Annotated in this window: 12 protein-coding genes; 3 read left to right on the top strand and 9 right to left on the bottom strand. The window is 70.3% G+C overall.

Annotated features, from left to right (window positions below; all coding sequences use genetic code 11):
• Position 1: 1 nt before the first annotated feature.
• Together AADR41_RS04705 and AADR41_RS04700 are read right to left on the bottom strand one after the other, a co-directional pair.
• Entirely contained in the window at positions 2-2,530 is a 2,529-nt protein-coding gene (locus AADR41_RS04705) for a Pls/PosA family non-ribosomal peptide synthetase (RefSeq protein WP_342280086.1), read from the bottom strand.
• 637 nt (positions 2,531-3,167) lie between these two features.
• On the bottom strand, positions 3,168-3,809 hold the full coding sequence (locus AADR41_RS04700) for a ScbR family autoregulator-binding transcription factor (RefSeq protein WP_342280085.1): 642 nt from the start codon (positions 3,807-3,809) through the stop codon (positions 3,168-3,170).
• A 552-nt stretch (positions 3,810-4,361) separates the two neighbouring features.
• On the opposite strand from AADR41_RS04700, the gene AADR41_RS04695 reads away from it, so the two are divergent.
• Positions 4,362-5,048, top strand: coding sequence for an HAD family hydrolase (locus AADR41_RS04695; protein ID WP_342280084.1), 687 nt, complete (start codon positions 4,362-4,364; stop codon positions 5,046-5,048).
• Between the two features lie 256 nt (positions 5,049-5,304).
• On the opposite strand, the gene exaC is transcribed toward AADR41_RS04695, so the two are convergent.
• From exaC to AADR41_RS04665, 6 genes are all read right to left on the bottom strand, one after another.
• Positions 5,305-6,828 (bottom strand): acetaldehyde dehydrogenase ExaC, encoded by a 1,524-nt coding sequence (gene exaC, locus AADR41_RS04690; RefSeq protein WP_342280083.1) that lies wholly within the window; start codon positions 6,826-6,828, stop codon positions 5,305-5,307.
• Between the two features lie 107 nt (positions 6,829-6,935).
• Positions 6,936-8,186, bottom strand: coding sequence for a GAF domain-containing protein (locus AADR41_RS04685; RefSeq protein ID WP_342280082.1), 1,251 nt, complete (start codon positions 8,184-8,186; stop codon positions 6,936-6,938).
• A gap of 103 nt (positions 8,187-8,289) precedes the next feature.
• Entirely contained in the window at positions 8,290-8,883 is a 594-nt protein-coding gene (locus AADR41_RS04680) for an N-acetylmuramoyl-L-alanine amidase (RefSeq protein WP_342280081.1), read from the bottom strand.
• Between the two features lie 637 nt (positions 8,884-9,520).
• Positions 9,521-10,873 carry an esterase-like activity of phytase family protein gene (locus tag AADR41_RS04675; RefSeq protein ID WP_342280080.1) on the bottom strand — a complete coding sequence of 451 codons (1,353 nt, stop codon included), beginning with the start codon at positions 10,871-10,873 and terminating at the stop codon, positions 9,521-9,523.
• Positions 10,874-11,042: 169 nt separating this feature from the next.
• Complete coding sequence (locus AADR41_RS04670) at positions 11,043-12,404, bottom strand: SWIM zinc finger family protein (RefSeq protein ID WP_342280079.1); 1,362 nt, start codon at positions 12,402-12,404, stop codon at positions 11,043-11,045.
• Positions 12,401-15,295 carry a DEAD/DEAH box helicase gene (locus tag AADR41_RS04665; protein WP_342280078.1) on the bottom strand — a complete coding sequence of 965 codons (2,895 nt, stop codon included), beginning with the start codon at positions 15,293-15,295 and terminating at the stop codon, positions 12,401-12,403. The genes AADR41_RS04670 and AADR41_RS04665 overlap by 4 nt, the downstream gene beginning before the upstream one ends.
• A 294-nt stretch (positions 15,296-15,589) precedes the next feature.
• On the opposite strand from AADR41_RS04665, the gene AADR41_RS04660 reads away from it, so the two are divergent.
• Positions 15,590-16,699, top strand: a complete 1,110-nt coding sequence (locus AADR41_RS04660) for a fatty acid desaturase family protein (protein ID WP_342280077.1) — start codon at positions 15,590-15,592, stop codon at positions 16,697-16,699.
• 83 nt (positions 16,700-16,782) lie between these two features.
• Positions 16,783-16,965: a hypothetical protein gene (locus AADR41_RS04655; RefSeq protein ID WP_124722584.1), complete on the top strand. Its 183-nt coding sequence runs from the start codon at positions 16,783-16,785 to the stop codon at positions 16,963-16,965.
• 6 nt (positions 16,966-16,971) lie between these two features.
• Here AADR41_RS04655 and AADR41_RS04650 read toward each other — a convergent pair whose 3' ends face one another.
• The gene (locus tag AADR41_RS04650; RefSeq protein WP_342280076.1) at positions 16,972-18,021 is read right to left on the bottom strand and encodes a hypothetical protein; all 1,050 of its coding nucleotides are present in this window, start codon (positions 18,019-18,021) and stop codon (positions 16,972-16,974) included.
• Positions 18,022-18,038 lie beyond the last annotated feature (17 nt).

The raw sequence follows: 18,038 nt of genomic DNA, 5'->3' as shown, positions 1-18,038 counted from the left end.
GCTACCGCTTCCGCGTCAGCGCCTCCGGTTGATGGGGGGCCTCGCGCATCTCCGCGGCGGGGTTTCCTCCCCAGCGTGCGTACGGGGGGACCTCTTCGCCCTTCATCAGGAAGGAGTCGGGTGCGAGCACCGCGTCGGCGCCCATCGTCACGCCGTAATGGACGTGGGCTCCCACACCGACGGTGCAGCCGGATTCGAGCGTGCTGCGATCCGATTTGAAGGTGCCGTCCTCCTGCGAGTGGCACTGGACCTTGCTTCCCGCATTGAGCGTGCAGTCATTTCCGATGGTGGTGAGCGTGCGCTCCGTCATGTAGCAGCCGTCATCGAAGACCCTGCTGCCGATCCGAACCCCCAGCATTCGCCAGATCACGTTCTTGAAAGGTGTTCCGTTGAAGATGTTGAGGTAGGTGTCCGGCACCTTCCAGAGGCGCTCGTGCCACCAGAAGTAGGGCTCGTAGATGGAGCACACCTGTGGTTGCAGCGTGCGGAATGCCGCGATGCCGCGCTCCACCAGTACGAAGTAGACAGCGGTGAATCCGAGGCTGAACACCAGGAACGCGGCGATCACCACATGCCCGAACGAGTCGTACAGTTCGGCGTTCGCCAGCCCGAGCAGCGCGAGAACGAAGAAGTGCAGCCACCGCACGAGGAGGAAGAAGCTCATCGAGCGGATGTTGTAGCGGTTCTTCGCAGCGAGGCTGCGGCGCAACTCGTCGCCGGTGCGCAGATGGTCGAACCGGGAATCGCGCTCGACCGACCGGGGAATCTCGAAGCACGGCGAGCCGAGCAGGCCCACCCCCTCGCGCACCTCGCCTTCCAGCGGAACCATCACCTTCGTCGCGAGGAGACAGTTCTCACCCGTTCTGGCCCCGGAGGGAAAGGCGATGTTGTTCCCGAGGAAGTTGTACGACCCGATCGAGGCCCGGGACACCCGGAAGGACGTGCTCGAATAGTCGGCGTTGATGACGGAGAGCCCGTCGGCGACCATCGTTCCGCTCCCGACCGAGCACAGAAACGGCGTCTCGTGCTGCACTTCCGTGCCGAAGTTCGACCCGGTCTGCTCTACCCGGGACAAGTCGTACCCGATGCCGCGCAAGTAGTGGACGATGTAGGAACTGTCACCGAACAGCCATGTGAAGAACTTGATGTTGGTCATGCGCCCGATCGCCCGGTGCACCGAGTAGTGAAACCCGTACAGCGGATAGACCTTGTCCGGCTCGACGACCAGGTTCAGCAGACGTGGAACGGTGAACAGCACGGCCAGGCCCACGAAGACGAAGCCGAAGAAGAGCAGCAGGGAAAGGACCAGCGCGTCGACGTAGAGATCCGGCGACGTGAGCCCTCCCGTGCCCGGCCCCAGCCGGTCGTGCAGCGCCGGAACCAGGGCTACCAGCATGTACGCGCCCCCGACGGCCAGTGGCACGTAGAGGAAGAACAACTGGAGCACGGTGACGAGAGCGAAGCCGGCCCGGCGCAGAGTGCCGCATACGGCCGGTTCGACCCTCAGGTAGTCGTGCTGTGTGGGCTGCGCCGGGGAGCCGTGCCGGTGCTGACCGTCCGGCACCGCCTGGCCGCTGTACAGCGTGGACGTGTGGCCGAGTTGAGCCCCGTCGCCCATCGACACGTCGATGTCGAGCACGGTCTTCTCGCCGATGAACACGTTTTGGCCCAGAGTGACCCGGCCGGTCTGGATACGGCCGGCGTGCGCCCGGTAGCAGAGGAAGAACGAGTCCTTGCGGATCACTGTGCCGGCGCCGACGGTGAGCAGGTCGGGGCAGACCGGAACGTTGCGGGAGAGGATCGTGACCCCTTTGCCGATCCGAGCCCCCAGCGCTCGCAGGTACAGCACGTACAAGGGATTGCCGACGAAGAAGATCATCGGGTTGGCGTGGATCAGCACCTTGACGGTCCAGAAGCGCAGATAGGTCAGACCCCAGACCGGGAACTCACATGGTTTGAACCGACCGATGAGGAGCCATTTCGCCGCGACGGGGAAGGTGCACAGAGCGACGAAGCCGATGCCTCCGAAGACGAACGACCGCAGATAGACATCGATCACACCCGATCCGGCGGAGACCCATGAGTAGCCTCGGTCGGCGAAGAGTCCGGCGAGGAAGGAATACCCCAGGAAGAGCAGGAACTGGAGGGCTCCGCAGAGGGCGTAACGCATTGTGCGGGCCGGGGCCACCACTCCGGTCGGCACCGGGACCGACGGTTCGACGGGCGCGGAATTCGCGAGCCCCGTCGCCAGGCTGCGGATCGTCGGGTGCCGGTAGATGTCCTTCATCGACGCCGAGGGAAGGTCTTCCCGCTTCCTGACTCGTGCGCAGAAATGGGCCATTACCAATGAGTTGGCGCCGAGGTCGTCGAAGAAGTGGCTGTCGACGGACACCCGTTCGACGCACATGACGTCAGCCAGCACTTCGGCGAGGCTCTTCTCGATGCCGGTCTCCGGGCCGCTGTACTTGCGGGTGCCGATCGCGGATTCATCCGGCCCGGGAGTCAGGACGTCGAGGGGTTGGTCCTCCATGCGAGCTCCTTGAGGAACTTTCCGAGCGCCGTTTCATTGTGGTCGGCGCCCTGTACTCGCGTTTTCGATGGCCGGAGCGAGTGGTCCGGAAACCACGAGATCGGGATCTGCTGTCCATATCCCAAACCGCTGCCTCAGTCTTAGCCGTCCACCGCCGGGCTGCCACTCGGACTCGCTCGCTCTGCTCTGGCAGTGGCTGTCCCGGTTTGCTCCCCGGCCGTGATCCTGCCTGGCGGGGCGGCGACCCCTCTGGCGGACAGGCGTGGTTTTGATCGAGGACCCGTCTACCAGGCGTTTCGTCGTTCCGTTCAGCCTTCACTCATCAGCAGCCCCTTTCTGGTGCCGGGCAGGAAAGGGCTCAGTGACGGCACCCGGGCGTCTCGCAGCTGTGGGGCGGCGCAGCGAAGCCCGCGCGCTTCGCAGCGGTGGCACGGCGGCACACACGGTAGTGGCCGTCCGATGTCACTCCATCAGCGCGATGTGTTCGCCCGCCAGCGGAGTGATCGTGGTGACCCCGGACGGCGGGTGAAGCCCCGCTGACCGGCCTGCTGCCGGCCCGGACCGCAGTCCGAAGAACCCCCGCCGCAGCCGCGCGAAGTCCCGGTCCGGAGCGCGGGGACTGATCAGGGGACACGGTTCATCCGGTGGGTTCCGGCCGGTGGTGTGCCAGGGCCCGCGCCACCAGAGCGGCGGGCTCGGGGTGTGCCTGCAGCGCCTTCAGGATCAGCAGCCACCACAGGTGCAGCCGGTCGGAGAGATCCTCGTGCTCCGCCGTCTCCTCGGTGAGGTCGTACAGCCCGAAGAACGCGCACACCAGGGTCGTGGCGGTGCTCGACGGCTCGACCTCGTCGGCCAGTTCGCCCCCGGCGCGGGCCTCGGCCAGAAGGTGCGTGACGGCAGCGGTCCAGACGGCGAAGGGTGTGGGTATGGCGACGTCGATGGTGCGGCGCTCGGCCCACAGACGCGCGCCGGCCCGGGCCATGACGTCGTCGCGCAGTGCCTCGGCGACATCGAAGCTGAGAGCGACCAGCTTCTCCAGAGGGGGGATCCCGGGGGCGGCATAGCGGTCGGTCAACAACGGCCAGGATGCGAACTGTTCCCGCACGACCGCCAGCGCGAGTCTCTCCTTGCTGGAGTAGTGGAAGTAGACGGCTCCGCTGGTGCGCCCCGAGAGTTCGCTGATCTCATTGATGCTGGTCCGTGCATACCCCTGTTCAACGAAAAGATGTGCTGCGGCTTCCAGTAGAGACTTTCGGGTCGCGCGTGCCCTGTCCTGCATGCGTGTTCTGCCTTCGTTCGTCTGTACCCATTTTTTGATCCGGGAAAGTCGTGCGCCGTCGGCGCACTGGCGGCGCTCGGTGCCGTTAATGCGTGGAGATTATTATTGTTCTTGGGGTGCGAGCGGGTCCGGTCAATGGTGGAAATCGGCGCCTCTTCGCGCTCTCCGGAGGGTTGGCGCCTGCGGCCAAATACCTTGCATCTCAACGGAGTTGCTGTGCTGGGGAAGCCTCGTTCGCCCGTCGCCGACTGTCGCGCGCGCTTCGCGATTACTTGGTAACGAGCGTGCCGTCAAACACTCGAAATGATGATTGCGTCCGTTCGGCCGGAAAAATATCGTAGTCACCACGATGTTTCTCGGGTCATCCACAGAGCCCGGACGATGTCCATCGTCGGCGGGCCCGGAGGCGAAGCATCGGCCTTCATGCGTGGTCGATCGGGGCTCGTTCGACAGCGCACCTTCTGCGGCCGAGCGGGCCTCTCCGCAGTCCCCTGCTCCGTACTGCGAGCACTGACGACGCGGGGCGGCGCGCTCCTCGAGAACGGCAGGCAAATGACATCTCGTCACATCTTCACCTGGTCCCCGGCTGCCATCGTCTTCGACTGCGACGGAACCCTGGTGGACACCGAACGACACTGGCAGGACGCGCGCATCCGGACCTTCGGAGAGTTCGGGCTGAAGCCCCGCCCCGGCTTCGCCGAGCGGGCGAAGGGCGTGCACTACACAGAGTGCGGCAGTCTCATGGCCAGAGAGGCCGGGAAGCCGCAGCTCACCGAAGACATGACGCACGCACTCCTGAGAAACTTCATGGCGCTCGTCGCCGAAGACCCCGTGACCATGCCGGGTGCGGCGGCACTGGTCCGCCTCGCCGCCCGCAATCTCCCGCTCGCGGTCGCCAGCAACTGCCCGTTGGACGTGGTCGAGACCTGCCTCGCCCGGGTCGGACTGCTCGGCTACTTCACCCATGTCGTCGTCGCGGGTGACGGACTGCTGCCGAAACCCCATCCCGACGTCTACGCCACCGCGGTCCGTCTGTGCAATGTGCGGCCGGACGAAGCGATGGCTGTGGAGGACTCGGTCACCGGCGTCGAGTCGGCCCGGAGAGCCGGCATGCGCGTGCTCGGCGTGGGACCTCGGCCGACCGAGGGGGGAGCTGACCGGGCCGACCTGTGGCTGCGCACCCTGGCTGATCCGGAGCTCCAGGAATGGGCCCGTACCTGGGCGGAGGAGACCGACTAGGGCCTCTCGTGCTCCAGCAGTACTCCGGCGTATGGCCTGGCCAAGGGCTTGGGTGTGGACGTGCAGCCGGGTGGGGCAGTCCTTGTCGGCCCGCCTCATGAACAGGTGGCCGCCCTGCTCGCAGCGTACGGCGTGGCAGTCGCCGTCCGGAGACCCCCGGAGGCCGGACGGTGATTCGCGGCCCGGGTGCCCGGGAGCGACTCCCGTGCCGGTTGCCTGGAGGGCGACGTAGCCTCCAGGCAACCGGCTTCAGGCTCTAGAAGAACCCGAGTTTCTGAGGGCTGTAGGAGCAGAGGATGTTCTTCGTCTGCTGGTAGTGCTCCAGCATCATCTTGTGGTTCTCCCGGCCGATCCCGGACTGCTTGTAACCGCCGAACGCCGCGTGCGCCGGATACGCGTGGTAGCAGTTCGTCCAGACCCGGCCCGCCTGGATGGCGCGGCCCGCACGGTACGCGGTGTTCATGTCGCGGGTCCACACACCGGCCCCGAGGCCGTACAGCGTGTCGTTCGCGGTCCTGATGGCGTCGTCGAAGTCGGAGAAGGACGCGACCGCCACGACCGGGCCGAAGATCTCCTCCTGGAAGACCCGCATCCGGTTGTCGCCCTCGAAGACGGTCGGCTGGACGTAGAAGCCGCCCGCCAACTCCCCGTCGTAGTCGATCCGTTCTCCACCCGTGAGGACCTTTGCACCTTCCTGCAGGCCGATGTCCAGGTACGAGAGGATCTTCTTCAGCTGTTCGTCGGAGGCCTGCGCGCCGATCATCGTGTCCGTGTCCAGCGGGTGTCCGGGCACGATCCGCTCGGTGCGGGCGATGCCCGCCTCCAGGAATTCGCCGTACATCCCGCGCTGGACCAGCGCGCGTGACGGGCAGGTGCAGACCTCGCCCTGGTTGAGGGCGAACATGGTGAAGCCTTCGAGGGCCTTGTCGCGGAAGTCGTCGTCCGCGTTCCACACGTCGTCGAAGAAGATGTTCGGCGACTTGCCGCCGAGTTCCAGGGTCACCGGCCTGAGGTTCTCGGAGGCGTACTGCATGATCAGCCGCCCCGTCGTGGTCTCACCGGTGAAGGCGATCTTCGCGACGCGCGGGCTGGAGGCGAGGGGCTTGCCGGCCTCCGTCCCGAAGCCGTTCACGATGTTGACGACGCCCGGCGGGAGCAGGTCGGCGACCAGCTTCAGCCATACGTGGATGGAGGCCGGGGTCTGCTCGGCCGGCTTCAGGACCACCGCGTTGCCCGCCGCGAGCGCCGGGGCCAGCTTCCACGTGGCCATCAGGATCGGGAAGTTCCACGGGATGATCTGTGCGACGACCCCGAGCGGCTCATGGAAGTGGTACGCGACCGTGTCGTCGTCGATCTCGCTCAGCGAACCCTCCTGGGCGCGCAGCGCACCGGCGAAGTAGCGGAAGTGGTCGATGGCGAGGGGGATGTCGGCGGCCAGGGTCTCGCGAACCGGCTTGCCGTTGTCCCAGCTCTCGGCGACCGCGAGCTCCTCCAGATGGGCCTCCATCCGGTCGGCGATCCTGTTGAGCAGCCCCGCGCGCTCACCGGCCGCCGTGGCACCCCAGGCGGGAGCCGCGGCATGCGCGGCGTTTAGGGCCAGTTCGACGTCCTCTGCCGTGCCGCGGGCGATCTCGGTGAAGGGGCGGCCGTTGACGGGGCTCGGGTTCTCGAAGTACTGACCACGGGCGGGCGGCACGTACGCGCCGCCGATCCAGTGGTCGTAGCGGGACTCGTACGAGACGATGGCGCCCTCGGCACCCGGCGCGGCGTAACGGGTCATCTCTGTGGCCTCCCGGATCCGGTGCCGCCCGCCGTCGGACGGCCCTCGGCGCGAGGGTAGGCAGCCCTACGTTGCAACCCCGTTGCACGGGCCGCACGCGCGAGCGGCTACCGCTGCTCGGCGTCCAGTGCCCGGACCCTGGCGAGGAGGGCGGGGCGCTGCCCGGCGGGAACGGCCGCGGCGAGCGCCTCCCAGACCGGGAGGTCGTCCTCGCCCCACGGGCTGTAGGCCCAGTCGGCCAGCAGCCCCGGATCGCCCCGCGCGACGAGTGCCGCCCGCAGCTGCTCGTCGAGCCGGCGCCGCAGCCGGACGACGCAGGGTGCCCGCGAGCCCGGCAGCAGCGGGCCCGCGTAGGCCGCGAGGGCCGCGACCACCGCGCCCGACGCCAGTCGGCGCGCCACCGTGTCGAAGTCGGCGTCGACCGGAGCGGCGAGCCGGTAGGGGCGGGACAGCAGCAGCTCCGGCCCGAGCAGCCGCCGCAGGCGGGAGAGTTCGGCCCGCAGGGTCACCTGGGTCACCGACTCGTCCTCGTACAGCTCGACGAGGAGCTCGTCGCCGGTGAGGCCCTCGGGACGGCGGGCCAGCGTCGTCAGGATCTCGCTGTGCCGTCTGCTGAGCCTGATCCTGCGGCCTCCCGCCACCAGCAGCGCCTCGTCCCGGCCGAGCGCGCTGAGCCGCACGGTCCCGGCGGCCGGCGAGGGGCGGAGCAGCGCGAGGTGCGACTCGGCGGCGCGGGCCACCGCCTGCACGAACGCCAGGCTGTGCGGATGCGCGAGCCGGTCGCCCCCGGTGATGTCGACGGCGCCCAGCACTCGTCCGGTGTGCGGGTCGTGCAGCGGCGCCGCCGCGCAGGTCCACTGCTGGACCGGCCGCAGGAAGTGCTCGGCGGCGAAGACCTGCACCGGACGGTCCACGGCGATGGCCGTCCCCGGCGCGTTCGTCCCCGCCGCCGCCTCGGACCAGCGGGCACCCTCCACGAAGTTCATCCGATCGGCGGCCCGCCGGGTCACCGCGGGGCCTTCGACCCACAGCAGCCTCCCGTGTGCGTCGCACACCGCGAGGAGATGCCCCCCGTCCGTCGTGTAGGCGCCCATCAGTTCACGGATCACCGGCATGGCGGGCGCCAGCGGATGTCCGTCCCGGTACGGGCCCAGATCGTCCGGGCCCAGCTCGACCAGGGCCGCACCGTCCGGGCTGACCCTGGCCCGCGCCGAGCGCCGCCACGACTCACCGACGACCGGCCGCACCGGCCGCTCAAGCCGGCCCGCCGTGGTGAACGCCTCGTGCGCGCGGCGCAGTTGGCCGATCCGCTTGCCGGGGTCCGTATCGGTTGCCAGCGCCACCCAGGGATCCGTCAATTCACCCTCCCGTCCAGGGGTTCCCGCACACCCCATCGTCGTCGCGGCGGGCCGCCGCGACAACCGCGGCGAAGGGAGCGGCCGTCCCGGGTGGCGAGGCGGGTCAGCCCGCCGAGTACAGATTGACGAGCCGGATGTACCGCACCCAGTCCCAGTTCGGCCCGGGATCGGTGTGGTCGGTGCCGGGGACCTGGGCGTGGGCGAGGATGTGTGCGCGGTCCTTGGGGATGCCGTAGCGGTCGCACACCGAGGCGGTCAGCAGCGCCGACTTCTCGTACATCGCGTCGGTGAAGTACGAAGGCTTGTCCACCCAGCCCTCGTGCTCGATGCCGATGCTGCGCGTGTTGTAGTCCCAATTGCCCGCGTGCCAGGCGATGTTCTTCTCCCGGACGCACTGGGCGACATAGCCGTCGGCCGAGCGCACCAGATAGTGCGCGGATACCTGCTTCGCGGGATTCTGGAAGATCCCGATCGTGTCCGGGTACGTCTCCTGCGTCACATGGATGATCACATACTGGACCGGATAGGCCGAAGGGCGGCTCGAAGCCGTGTAGTTGGAGGTGGAGGCGGGCGTCCAGTGGGCGAGCGGATAGTCCGTGTCACCCGCGGTGGTCGCTGCCGCGGCGCGGGTGGAGGCGGGAATCAGGGCGGCGGCCGCCGTCGCCGCGGCGCCCTGGAGAATCCTTCTGCGGTGCATGAACACTCCTGTGTGTGGGGGGAGGGGTGGGTGCGGCGAGTACCACGGGCACAACGACCCGATCGGCATCCGGACACCGGCGACCGGACCTGGGCATGAGACGGACGAGCCGGGCCCGCGGGCGATGCCCGACGCCGGGGGCCCGGCGGAGGCCGTCGGCGACGCGAGGACGAACACCGCGATCCCGGGCGCCGGGAAGCAGGAGACGGAGCACGAGGGGCAGCGCCCGGGAGTGCGCTGCCCGATTCCCCCGACATCCCGCGGCCCCCTTGGCGTCCGATGGCCGGAAGGTGTTGTCCGATGTGCGGCCGAGTGTCTCGCGCGCCCTACCGTACGGGCGCCGCGCGGGCGGCGGAAGACAGCAGACGAGGAAATGGCCGCCGCGGAAAGGGGGAACGCCGGAATGTACCTCGATGTCGGTAAGGGCGAGGGGGCTTGGGATTGGCGAGCCGGGCGGAAGTGCGATGCGAGCCGCGTGAAGTCCCTTACAGAAAGGGCTGGTTGACGAAACCGGCCCTCCGTAGCGGTCGCTGCGGAGGGCCGGATGCGGAGCAGGAGTCCGTTCGGGGGCGCGCGGGTCGGCTGGGCCCGAAGCCGGGCCGGGGAAGCGGCCGCGGTCCGCGCGCCGGCATGTGGGTCAGCCGCGCAGCGGGCGGTCCAGCTTCAGCTCCGTCACCAACGTCTCGATGCCGCTGTCGACCAGACGGCCGTTCGCGTCGAACGCCTCGGCACCGTCGGTCATCCCGAAGTCGTTGTCGTTGATGAGGGCCAGCGTGTTCCGGCCGGTCACCGCGACGCCCTCGATCTTCCCGGGCACGCCCGCGACCTTGCCCAGGTCGACGACCAGGCTCTTGCGGAGCACCGGCACGCCCGCCGCCGAGGGGTCGGTGAGCTGCTCGTACGAGGGGGACGTCGTCGGGTCGTCCCAGGCGGATCCCAGGATTCCGGAGCCGCGCGGGAGCGTCACCCGGTGCAGTCGGGCCGCCTTGTCCGTGCGTTCCTCGACCAGCAGCTCGTGCCGGCCGAGCGCGACGACGGAGGAGATCTTCAGCTCGGAGGTGTCGTCCTCGCCCGGGTCCACGACATCCACCGCGTCGAAGCGGTAGGCGTACTCCGCGGTGACCGTGCGCTTCTTCGTCGAGAAGCGCAGCAGCCGCACATTGCGCGAGGCCTCGCCCGCGTCCTGGTCCGGCAGCGAGAGCGGGCTCTGCACCGCGAGCACCAGATCGCCGCCCGGGAGGAGGGCCAGCCCCTCGAAGCCGCGGTTGATCTTGCGGTGCAGGAGTACGCCCGGCAGCGACTCCACCACCGGATAGTCGGCGCCCGTCAGCCCGAGCCCCTTCGGCACGTGACGGGCGAGGACCCGGCCGTGGGCCGAGACGTGCACCAGGGAGGGGCCGTACTCGTCCACGAGCCAGAAGCTGCCGTCGGCGGCACGGACGATGCCTTCGGTGTCCAGACCGTTCGGGTTGTACGCGAGCGGGGTCTTCGCGTCGTAGGTGTACGGGGCCTCGTCGCGGCCCGGCTGGTTCGACAGACCGGTGACAGCGGCCCCGGACCGGGTGGTGATCGGTATGGCTTCGAGGACCTTGACGCGCTTCCCGCTGACCCGCACCTTGACGATCGCCGGGTCGAAGCCGGGCACCGGGAAGGTACGTCGCTTCTTCCCGTCGATCTTGATCTGACCATTGGGTCCGCGGTCGGTGACGGTCCAGAACTCGCCCCGGCGGCCCGCGGGACAGATGTCGCTGCCGATGCCGCCGAGCTGCACCCCGCGGTCGTCCGCGACCGTGCCCGGCAGCAGCCCGTTGCTGAAACCTGCCAGCGGAACGTCGCCGAGCACGGCGGTGGCGGTGACCCGCGCCGTACGTTCCGGACGCTGCTGCCGGTGGTCCTGCGCGCCGGTCGCCGTCCCGGTCGCGATCACCGTACCGAGCAGGGCGAGCGGCAGACCGACGGCAAGGGAACGACGGACAACGCGCGCGGACATGGGGCCTCCTGGTGCATGAACAGCTCTGACGGCCGTCAGGTTCCGCCCTCGTCCTCAACACGTGGTTACATCCGGTTGAACGCACGGACGGAACGCGGCGACGGGCGGGGGTGCGGGTCCGACGCCCCCGCCCGTCGTGGACCGGCCCTGTCCGCCGTACGGGCCGGCCTCAGTCCTCCGGCCCGTACGAGGCACCCAGCGCGGTCGCCGGGTCGTCGTCCGCCGGACCCGCCGGGACCCAGCGACCGCTCTCCTTGCGGTACGGCCACCAGCGCCCGTCCTGTCCGTACCGGAGCTGGACGCCGCCGTCCACCGCGGTCCAGCGATTGCCCGCCGCCCGCAGCCGGGGCCGCTCGCTCTCCTCCCACGCCTCGGCGAGCCGCGCCCGCGCCCTGGCCAGGTGCTCCGGACCGGGAGTCCACTCCTCTTCGAGCACGGTCAGTGCGGCCACCCCGCCGTACCGCCAGGCCCGCACCGCCGCGTCGAGTTCCGCCCCGCGCCGCCCCGACCCGGCGGCCAGCCGCTTCGCGACCCCGGGCTCGGGCCGGGCCTCCGCGGCCAGCCGCACGGCATCCTGCTGCGGGGTCAGCGCGGTCGGCGGCGGCTGCTTCTCGTGGCCGGGCGCGAGCGCCTCGGACAGCATCCGACGGGCCCGCGCAGCTCCGTCCGTCGCCAGCATCTCCAGCGCCGCCGGATCCAGGCCTGCCTGCGGTTCGGTCTCCGTGTCCAGGGACGGTGCCGAGCCGGCCTCCGCGGGCAGCGGCGGAGGACCGGGCAGCGGGGGCAGGATGTCCCGGGCCGCGAACGCCTCGTCCGCCCGTATCCCCCGATCGTCGGTCATCGCCGCCACGGCCCCGGAACCGTCGGCCGGGCCGGACGGTGCGTGCCTCTCGGCACGGGCCGCGATCCGGACCTGGAGCTCGTCCAGCAGCCGCCGCTCACCACGCCCCCGCATCAGCAGCAGCACGAAAGGGTCCTGGTCCAGCAGCCGCGCCACCTGGTAGCACAGCGCTGCGGTGTGCGGGCAGTGGTCCCACGCCTCACAGGTGCACTCCGGGTCCAGATCGCCGATCCCGGGCAGCAGCTCCACCCCGGCCGCCGCCGCGTCCTCCACCAGGTGCGGCGGCATCTCCCGGTCGAGCAGCGCCGCGATGTGCCCGGCCCGCTCGACGGCCATGCCGAGGAACCGCTCCCAGGCCGCCTCGCTCAACTCCTGGAGCAGCACATCGCTGCGGTACGTGGACGAGTCCCCGTCCCGGACCACCGCGGTGATCCGGCCGGGCCGCACCGAGACCGCACCGACCCGGCCCTCGCGGGCGAACCTGCGCCCCTTCTTCAGTTGCCGGCCGTCCAGCGCCGTGTCCTCCAGGGCCTTCAGCCACGCCTGGCCCCACCAGGACCGGGCGAAGCCCTGGCCGTGGGCGGGCGGCAGCGCGGCGAAGGTCCGCTCCTGTCCCGGGGCGGCGCCGTCCCGGCCGTCGCTCCCGTACTCGCCGCCGTCGTAGCGGTCGCCGTCGTGTCCGTCGCTCATCGTGTGCCCCCTCGCAGCTCCACCAGATCGGCCAGTTCCGCATCGCTCAGTTCGGTCAGCGCCGCCTCGCCGGAGCCGAGCACCGCGTCCGCGAGCCCCTGCTTGCGGACCAGCATGTCGGCGATCCGGTCCTCGATGGTGCCCTCGGCGATCAGCCGGTGCACCTGCACCGGCTGGGTCTGGCCGATCCGGTACGCGCGGTCGGTGGCCTGCGCCTCGACCGCCGGATTCCACCAGCGGTCGAAGTGCACGACATGACCGGCCCTGGTGAGGTTGAGACCCGTACCGGCCGCCTTCAACGACAGGAGGAAGACCGGTGCCTCGCCCGCCTGGAAGCGGTTGACCATCGCCTCGCGCTCCGCGACGGGCGTGCCGCCGTGCAGGAACTGCGTACGCACCCCTCGCGCCGCCAGATGCTGTTCGAGCAGCCGGGCCATCTGTACGTACTGGGTGAAGACGAGCACGCTCGCCTCCTCCGCCAGGATCGTGTCGAGCAGCTCGTCCAGCAGCTCCACCTTCCCCGAACGGTCCGCGATCCGGGGCTCGTTCTCCTTCAGGTACTGCGCCGGGTGGTTGCAGATCTGCTTCAGCGCCGTCAGCAGCTTGACGACGAGACCGCGCCGGGCGAAGCCGTCGGCACCGGAGATCGCCTCCAGCGTCTCGCGCACCACTGCCTCGTACAGACCCGTCTGTTCCGCCGTCAGCGACACCGTGCGGTCCGTCTCGGTCTTCGGCGGCAGCTCCGGCGCGATACCCGGATCGGATTTGCGCCGTCGCAGCAGGAACGGCCGCACCAGGGCCGCGAGCCGCTCGGCGGCCGCCGGATCACCGCCCTCCGCGGTCCGCGCGTAGCGGGTACGGAAGGTGCCGAGCCGGCCCAGCAGCCCGGGCGTCGTCCAGTCGAGGATCGCCCACAGCTCGGAGAGGTTGTTCTCCACCGGGGTGCCGGTGAGCGCCACCCTGGCCCGCGCGCCGATCGTCCGCAGCTGCTTGGCCGTGGCCGAGTACGGGTTCTTCACGTGCTGCGCCTCGTCCGCCACCACCATGCCCCATCGGACATCCGCGAGCTTCGGCGCGTCGAGCCGCATGGTGCCGTACGTGGTGAGGACGAACTCGCCGTCCGCCAGGTCGTCGAGGCTGCGCGCGGGGCCGTGGAAGCGGCGCACCGCAGTGCCCGGCGCGAACTTCTCGATCTCCCGTTGCCAGTTGCCCATGAGCGACGTCGGGCAGACCACCAGCGTCGGGCCGGCGGCCGATTCGATGCTCCGGCGGTGCAGATGCAGCGCGATCAGCGTGATGGTCTTGCCCAGCCCCATGTCGTCCGCGAGACAGCCGCCGAGGCCGAGCGAGGTCATGGTGTGCAGCCAGTTCAGACCGCGCAGCTGATAGTCGCGCAAAGTGGCGGCGAGGTCCTCGGGCGGTCCGACCGGCTGCGGCCCGCCCCGGAGCCCGGCCGTCTCCGGATCGGCCAGCCTGCGGCGCAACTGCTCCAGCCAGCCGGTGGCCCGGACCTCGACCCGCTCCCCGTCGACCTCGGTGGAACCGGTGAGGACCGCGCCCAGCGCATCGATCGGGGTGACCTTGCGGTCCCGGGTCCCGCGGGCCCGCCGGGCCTCCTCCGGGTCGATCAGCACCCACTGGTCCCGCAGCCGTACCACCGGCCGGTTGGCCTCGGCCAGGCGATCCAGTTCGGCGCGGCTCAGCTTCTGATCACCCAGCGCGAACCACCAGTCGAACGCCAGCAGCGCGTCGGCCGACAGGAGCGGTGGGGCGTCGGACCCGCCGCGTGCGACGCCGCCGGGCTCCCCGTCCTCCTCGCCGTCGGGCGGCCCGATCACGGCGCGGGCGGTGAGCTTGCGGGCCAGCTCCTTGGGCCAGTGCACCTGGACCCCGGTCGCGGCCAGTGCCCGTCCGGCGGGTCCGAGGAGTTCGGCGAGCTCGTCGTCGTCCGGCTCCACGGAGTCGGGCACGGCCGCGGACAGCAGCGGGGTCAGCGCCGGCCAGGCACGGGCCGCCCGGCCCAGTGCGGGCAGGACGTCCATCCGGGCACGGGGTCCGAAGACCGCTGCGGTGCCCGCACCGCCCGCCCAGACCTCGGCCGCGTCGGAGACCAGCGTCGGATCACTGACACTGTGGATCTGCAGGACCACACGGAAGGAGGGTCCGGCGGACCGCTCGCCGCCCTCGTCCGGCGCCGTGAGCCCGGACACCTCCACCCGGAGTGAGAGCCGGACGCCCGCGTCGTGCCCGGCCGCGACATCGGTGACCCAGCCCCGATGGCCGGGCAGACGCTGCGGCTCGTCGGCGGTGAAGGCCGGGCCGCCGCCGGCCGACGGGGCGGCGGGGGTCCGGGGGAGACCGTCCACCACCGCGTCGAGGAACGCACGCAGCAGCCGCTCGGGATCGGGCAGCAGAACGGGCTCCATGGATCCGTCGAGCGGAACCGCGTGGGCCGACGGCGGCATCGAGGCGGCGAGCGTCCGGATCCGCGACTGGTCGTCCGCGGTCAGCGGACCGGCCCGCCAGGCGTCGTGGTCAGTGTCGGTGAGCCCCGGCAGCAGCAGGCCCCGGGCGGCGAGTTGGAGAGCGAGGAGAGCGGCCGCACCCCAGAAGGCGGCAGCGTCGGAGGCGTGTGCCGAGAGCCGGGCACGCGTCAGCACCGGCAGCGCGTCGCGGACCGGGAGCAACCGTGCCGGTACGCCGTACACCTGTGCGTCGGCGCCGACGACGGCCAGCTCCTCCACGCAACCGGGACCGTGGGGCGGGCCGCTGCCGTCCGGATGCCAGAAGGCGATGTGGCCGGAGCGGGCAGGATCCCCGGGCAGGAAGACCACGGAGCAGGCGGAGAGTGCGGAGATCTCGGGGAGCGTTGCCGCAGGGAGTCTTTGCACAGTGATGCCGAATTCCTCAAATTTGACTAGTGGGGGTCGGGTCGCCGAGGGTACCCCATCGATGTCCTCACCCAGGAGGGAAATCGCGGTGATCCAGGACACATCCTGTTCCGTCGGGACGTCCTGCCGTGCGTCGGCCAGGGGGCAGGCCCTCATTCCCGGGTGTGGCCAGCACCCCCGTCGAGAGCGGGGGTATACCCCCGGATGCCCCGGGTGGTGGCGCCATGGTTGCCGCATACCCGGTCCCCGTACGTTTCTACAGGTCAGCGCAGCTTTCCAGAGACCGGAGACGTCATGCCCCAGGCCATAGCCACCGCAGCGGAAGGCAGCCGCGACGGCGCAGGCAGTTCTGGAGCGGTCCGTGACGGGGAGGCGGGCGCGTCAGGTGCCGCCGGCGCCGGAACCGGTCCGTCGCAGGGCAGCGACTTCGCGCCGCTGCTGCGGGACGTGAAGGGGCAGGGCCTCCTGGAGCGGCGAACCGGCTGGTACGCCGCGGGCATCGCCGTCAATCTGATCGCCCTGGGCACCGTGATCGCCGGCATGGTCCTCCTCGGCGACACCTGGTGGACCCTGCTCCTCGCGCTGCCGCTGGCGGTCTTCTGGTCGCGCACCGCGTTCGTCGGACACGATGCGGGGCACGCCCAGATAACCGGCGACCGCAGGGCGGGACGCGCCGTCGGCCTCGTGCACGCCAACCTGCTGCTCGGGATGAACGAGGCATGGTGGAACGACAAACACGTACGCCACCACGCCAATCCCAACCACATCGACAAGGACCCGGACGTCGGCGTGGGCGCCCTGGTCTGGACGCAGAAGCAGGCCGCCCAGCGTGAGGGCTTCGCCCGCTGGCTCACCCGCAACCAGGCCCGGCTCTTCTTCCCGATGCTGCTCCTGGAAGGCATCGCACTGAAGATCTCCGGATTCCAGTACCTGCGCCGGCAGCCCATCGGGGAACGAGCTCTCGCGGCACTGCTGCTGGTCGCCCACCTGGGTCTCTACGCGACACTGCTGTTCACCGTGCTGTCCCCGGGGAAGGCGGTCGTCTTCGCGCTCGTGCACCACGCGCTGTTCGGCCTCCATCTGGGCATGGCTTTCGCCCCGAACCACAAGGGCATGGAAATGCCCGACCCCGACGGCGAACGTTGGGGCCACCTCCAGCGCCAGGTCCTCACCTCGCGCAACGTACGCGGCGGCATCCTCACCGACTGGTTCCTCGGCGGGCTCAACTACCAGATCGAGCACCACCTCTTCCCGAGCATGCCCCGACCGCACCTGCGCCTGGCACAGCCCATGGTGCGCGCCCACTGCAAGTCGCTGGGTATGCCGTACGCGGAGACCGGACTGATCGAGTCCTACCGGCAGGCGCTGCGGCACATGCACGAGGTCGGCGAACCGCTGAGGTGAGTCACCGGGTGGCTGGAACCGATGGGCGGGCACATGCGTTCTCACAGCAGGAGCGGCTCCGGGCCGCGAAGGAGGCGTGGACGATGTCGAACAGCGCGAAGATCGCCATCGGGGGAGTGGTCGTAGCGGTCATCCTGATGCCGTTCATCGGTTTCTGGCTGTCGCTGCTTGTCCTGATCGGAGTTCCGGCCGTCGCGTATCTGCTGCTGGACCCGGGGCAGCGGCGCAGGCTCCGCAGGATCACCCGCAAGGAAATAGGCCGCTGACGGGACTCAGGCCGGCCGTACCGCGAGCGCGTCCAGAGCCTTCAGGAGCCCCGGCAGTTCGCTTCCACGCCCGACCGGCAGCACCTCGCCGGGCTCCTCGTCCAACAGGATGAACGCGATGTCGTCGGTCCGGGCCACCAGTGACCAGCCGGGCCCGTCGGCGCGCAGCATCCGTGCCTCGCCCGTGGCGAAGGAGGACCGGACGCGGCCGGGCGGCGGCGGGGCATCGATGTAGTCGTGCGCCTGAGCCAGTGCCCGCCGCACACCGGGGTGCACACCGGAGGGCGAGTCCGTGACCGGGCCCGTGGCGGCATCGTCGTCCCGTTCGTCCCCGGCTTCCGTCTCGATGTCGGCCTCACCCTGAACCTCTACTTCAGGGTGAGGGTCGGGTGCATCAAGGTGTGGGTCGGGCTCGGGCACAGGTTCAGCCCCGTGCTCAGCACCGGGTCCGGATCCCGGTCCGGATGCAGACGCGGGTTCGGCCCCGGGTGCGGGCTCGCGGGCGTCCTCGCCCCCGGTGCCGTCCACGCCCGGCGGGTCGGCGAAGGCCGTCTCGTCGTCGATCTGCTCGCGCCACGCGGTCCACTGGTGCGCTATCTCGTCCGCGCCCATGCGCCGCTGGGCGGGCCCCCACGACTCCGTGTCGGGCGGGGTCAGCGGCTCCGGTTCGGCGCCCTCGGCCTCCGGGTCCGGCAGCGGATCATGCGGCGCGGCCACGCCCGGAGCGGCGACCGCCACCGGCAGCGGCCAGCCGGGCAGCGCACAGACCACCGAACGGTCGTCGGGGGAGAGGTCGTAGTCCATTCCGCAGTCCCAGGCCGCGATCGCGACGGCGACCAGCGACACGTCCTCGACGACGACAGTCCACCGCGCGCCACCCCCGTCCTGGCCGAGGACCAGCCCGTACCCCTCGGCGTACGGTTCGAGCGCGAGCGCCGCACAAGCGGCCGGGTAGTCGTCACCGAGGACGCCCGGGAACTGCGCCGGTGTCAGCAGCACCGCGGTCAGCACATACAGCGCGTCGTCGTCGGCGACCGTGTCGATCGGCGCAGCCACGGCACTCTCCTCGTCCG

Source organism: Streptomyces sp. CLV115 (genome assembly GCF_038448545.1).
In the GTDB taxonomy this organism is placed as follows: domain Bacteria; phylum Actinomycetota; class Actinomycetes; order Streptomycetales; family Streptomycetaceae; genus Streptomyces; species Streptomyces sanglieri.
This window is presented reverse-complemented; position numbering and strand designations above follow the sequence as displayed.

Coding starts and splice junctions, on each gene's coding strand:
- AADR41_RS04705 (WP_342280086.1), bottom strand. CDS start 2,530: ATGGAGGACCAACCCCTCGACGTCCTGACTCCCGGGCCGGATGAATCC.
- AADR41_RS04700 (WP_342280085.1), bottom strand. CDS start 3,809: ATGCAGGACAGGGCACGCGCGACCCGAAAGTCTCTACTGGAAGCCGCA.
- AADR41_RS04695 (WP_342280084.1), top strand. CDS start 4,362: ATGACATCTCGTCACATCTTCACCTGGTCCCCGGCTGCCATCGTCTTC.
- exaC (WP_342280083.1), bottom strand. CDS start 6,828: ATGACCCGTTACGCCGCGCCGGGTGCCGAGGGCGCCATCGTCTCGTAC.
- AADR41_RS04680 (WP_342280081.1), bottom strand. CDS start 8,883: ATGCACCGCAGAAGGATTCTCCAGGGCGCCGCGGCGACGGCGGCCGCC.
- AADR41_RS04675 (WP_342280080.1), bottom strand. CDS start 10,873: ATGTCCGCGCGCGTTGTCCGTCGTTCCCTTGCCGTCGGTCTGCCGCTC.
- AADR41_RS04670 (WP_342280079.1), bottom strand. CDS start 12,404: ATGAGCGACGGACACGACGGCGACCGCTACGACGGCGGCGAGTACGGG.
- AADR41_RS04660 (WP_342280077.1), top strand. CDS start 15,590: ATGCCCCAGGCCATAGCCACCGCAGCGGAAGGCAGCCGCGACGGCGCA.
- AADR41_RS04655 (WP_124722584.1), top strand. CDS start 16,783: ATGTCGAACAGCGCGAAGATCGCCATCGGGGGAGTGGTCGTAGCGGTC.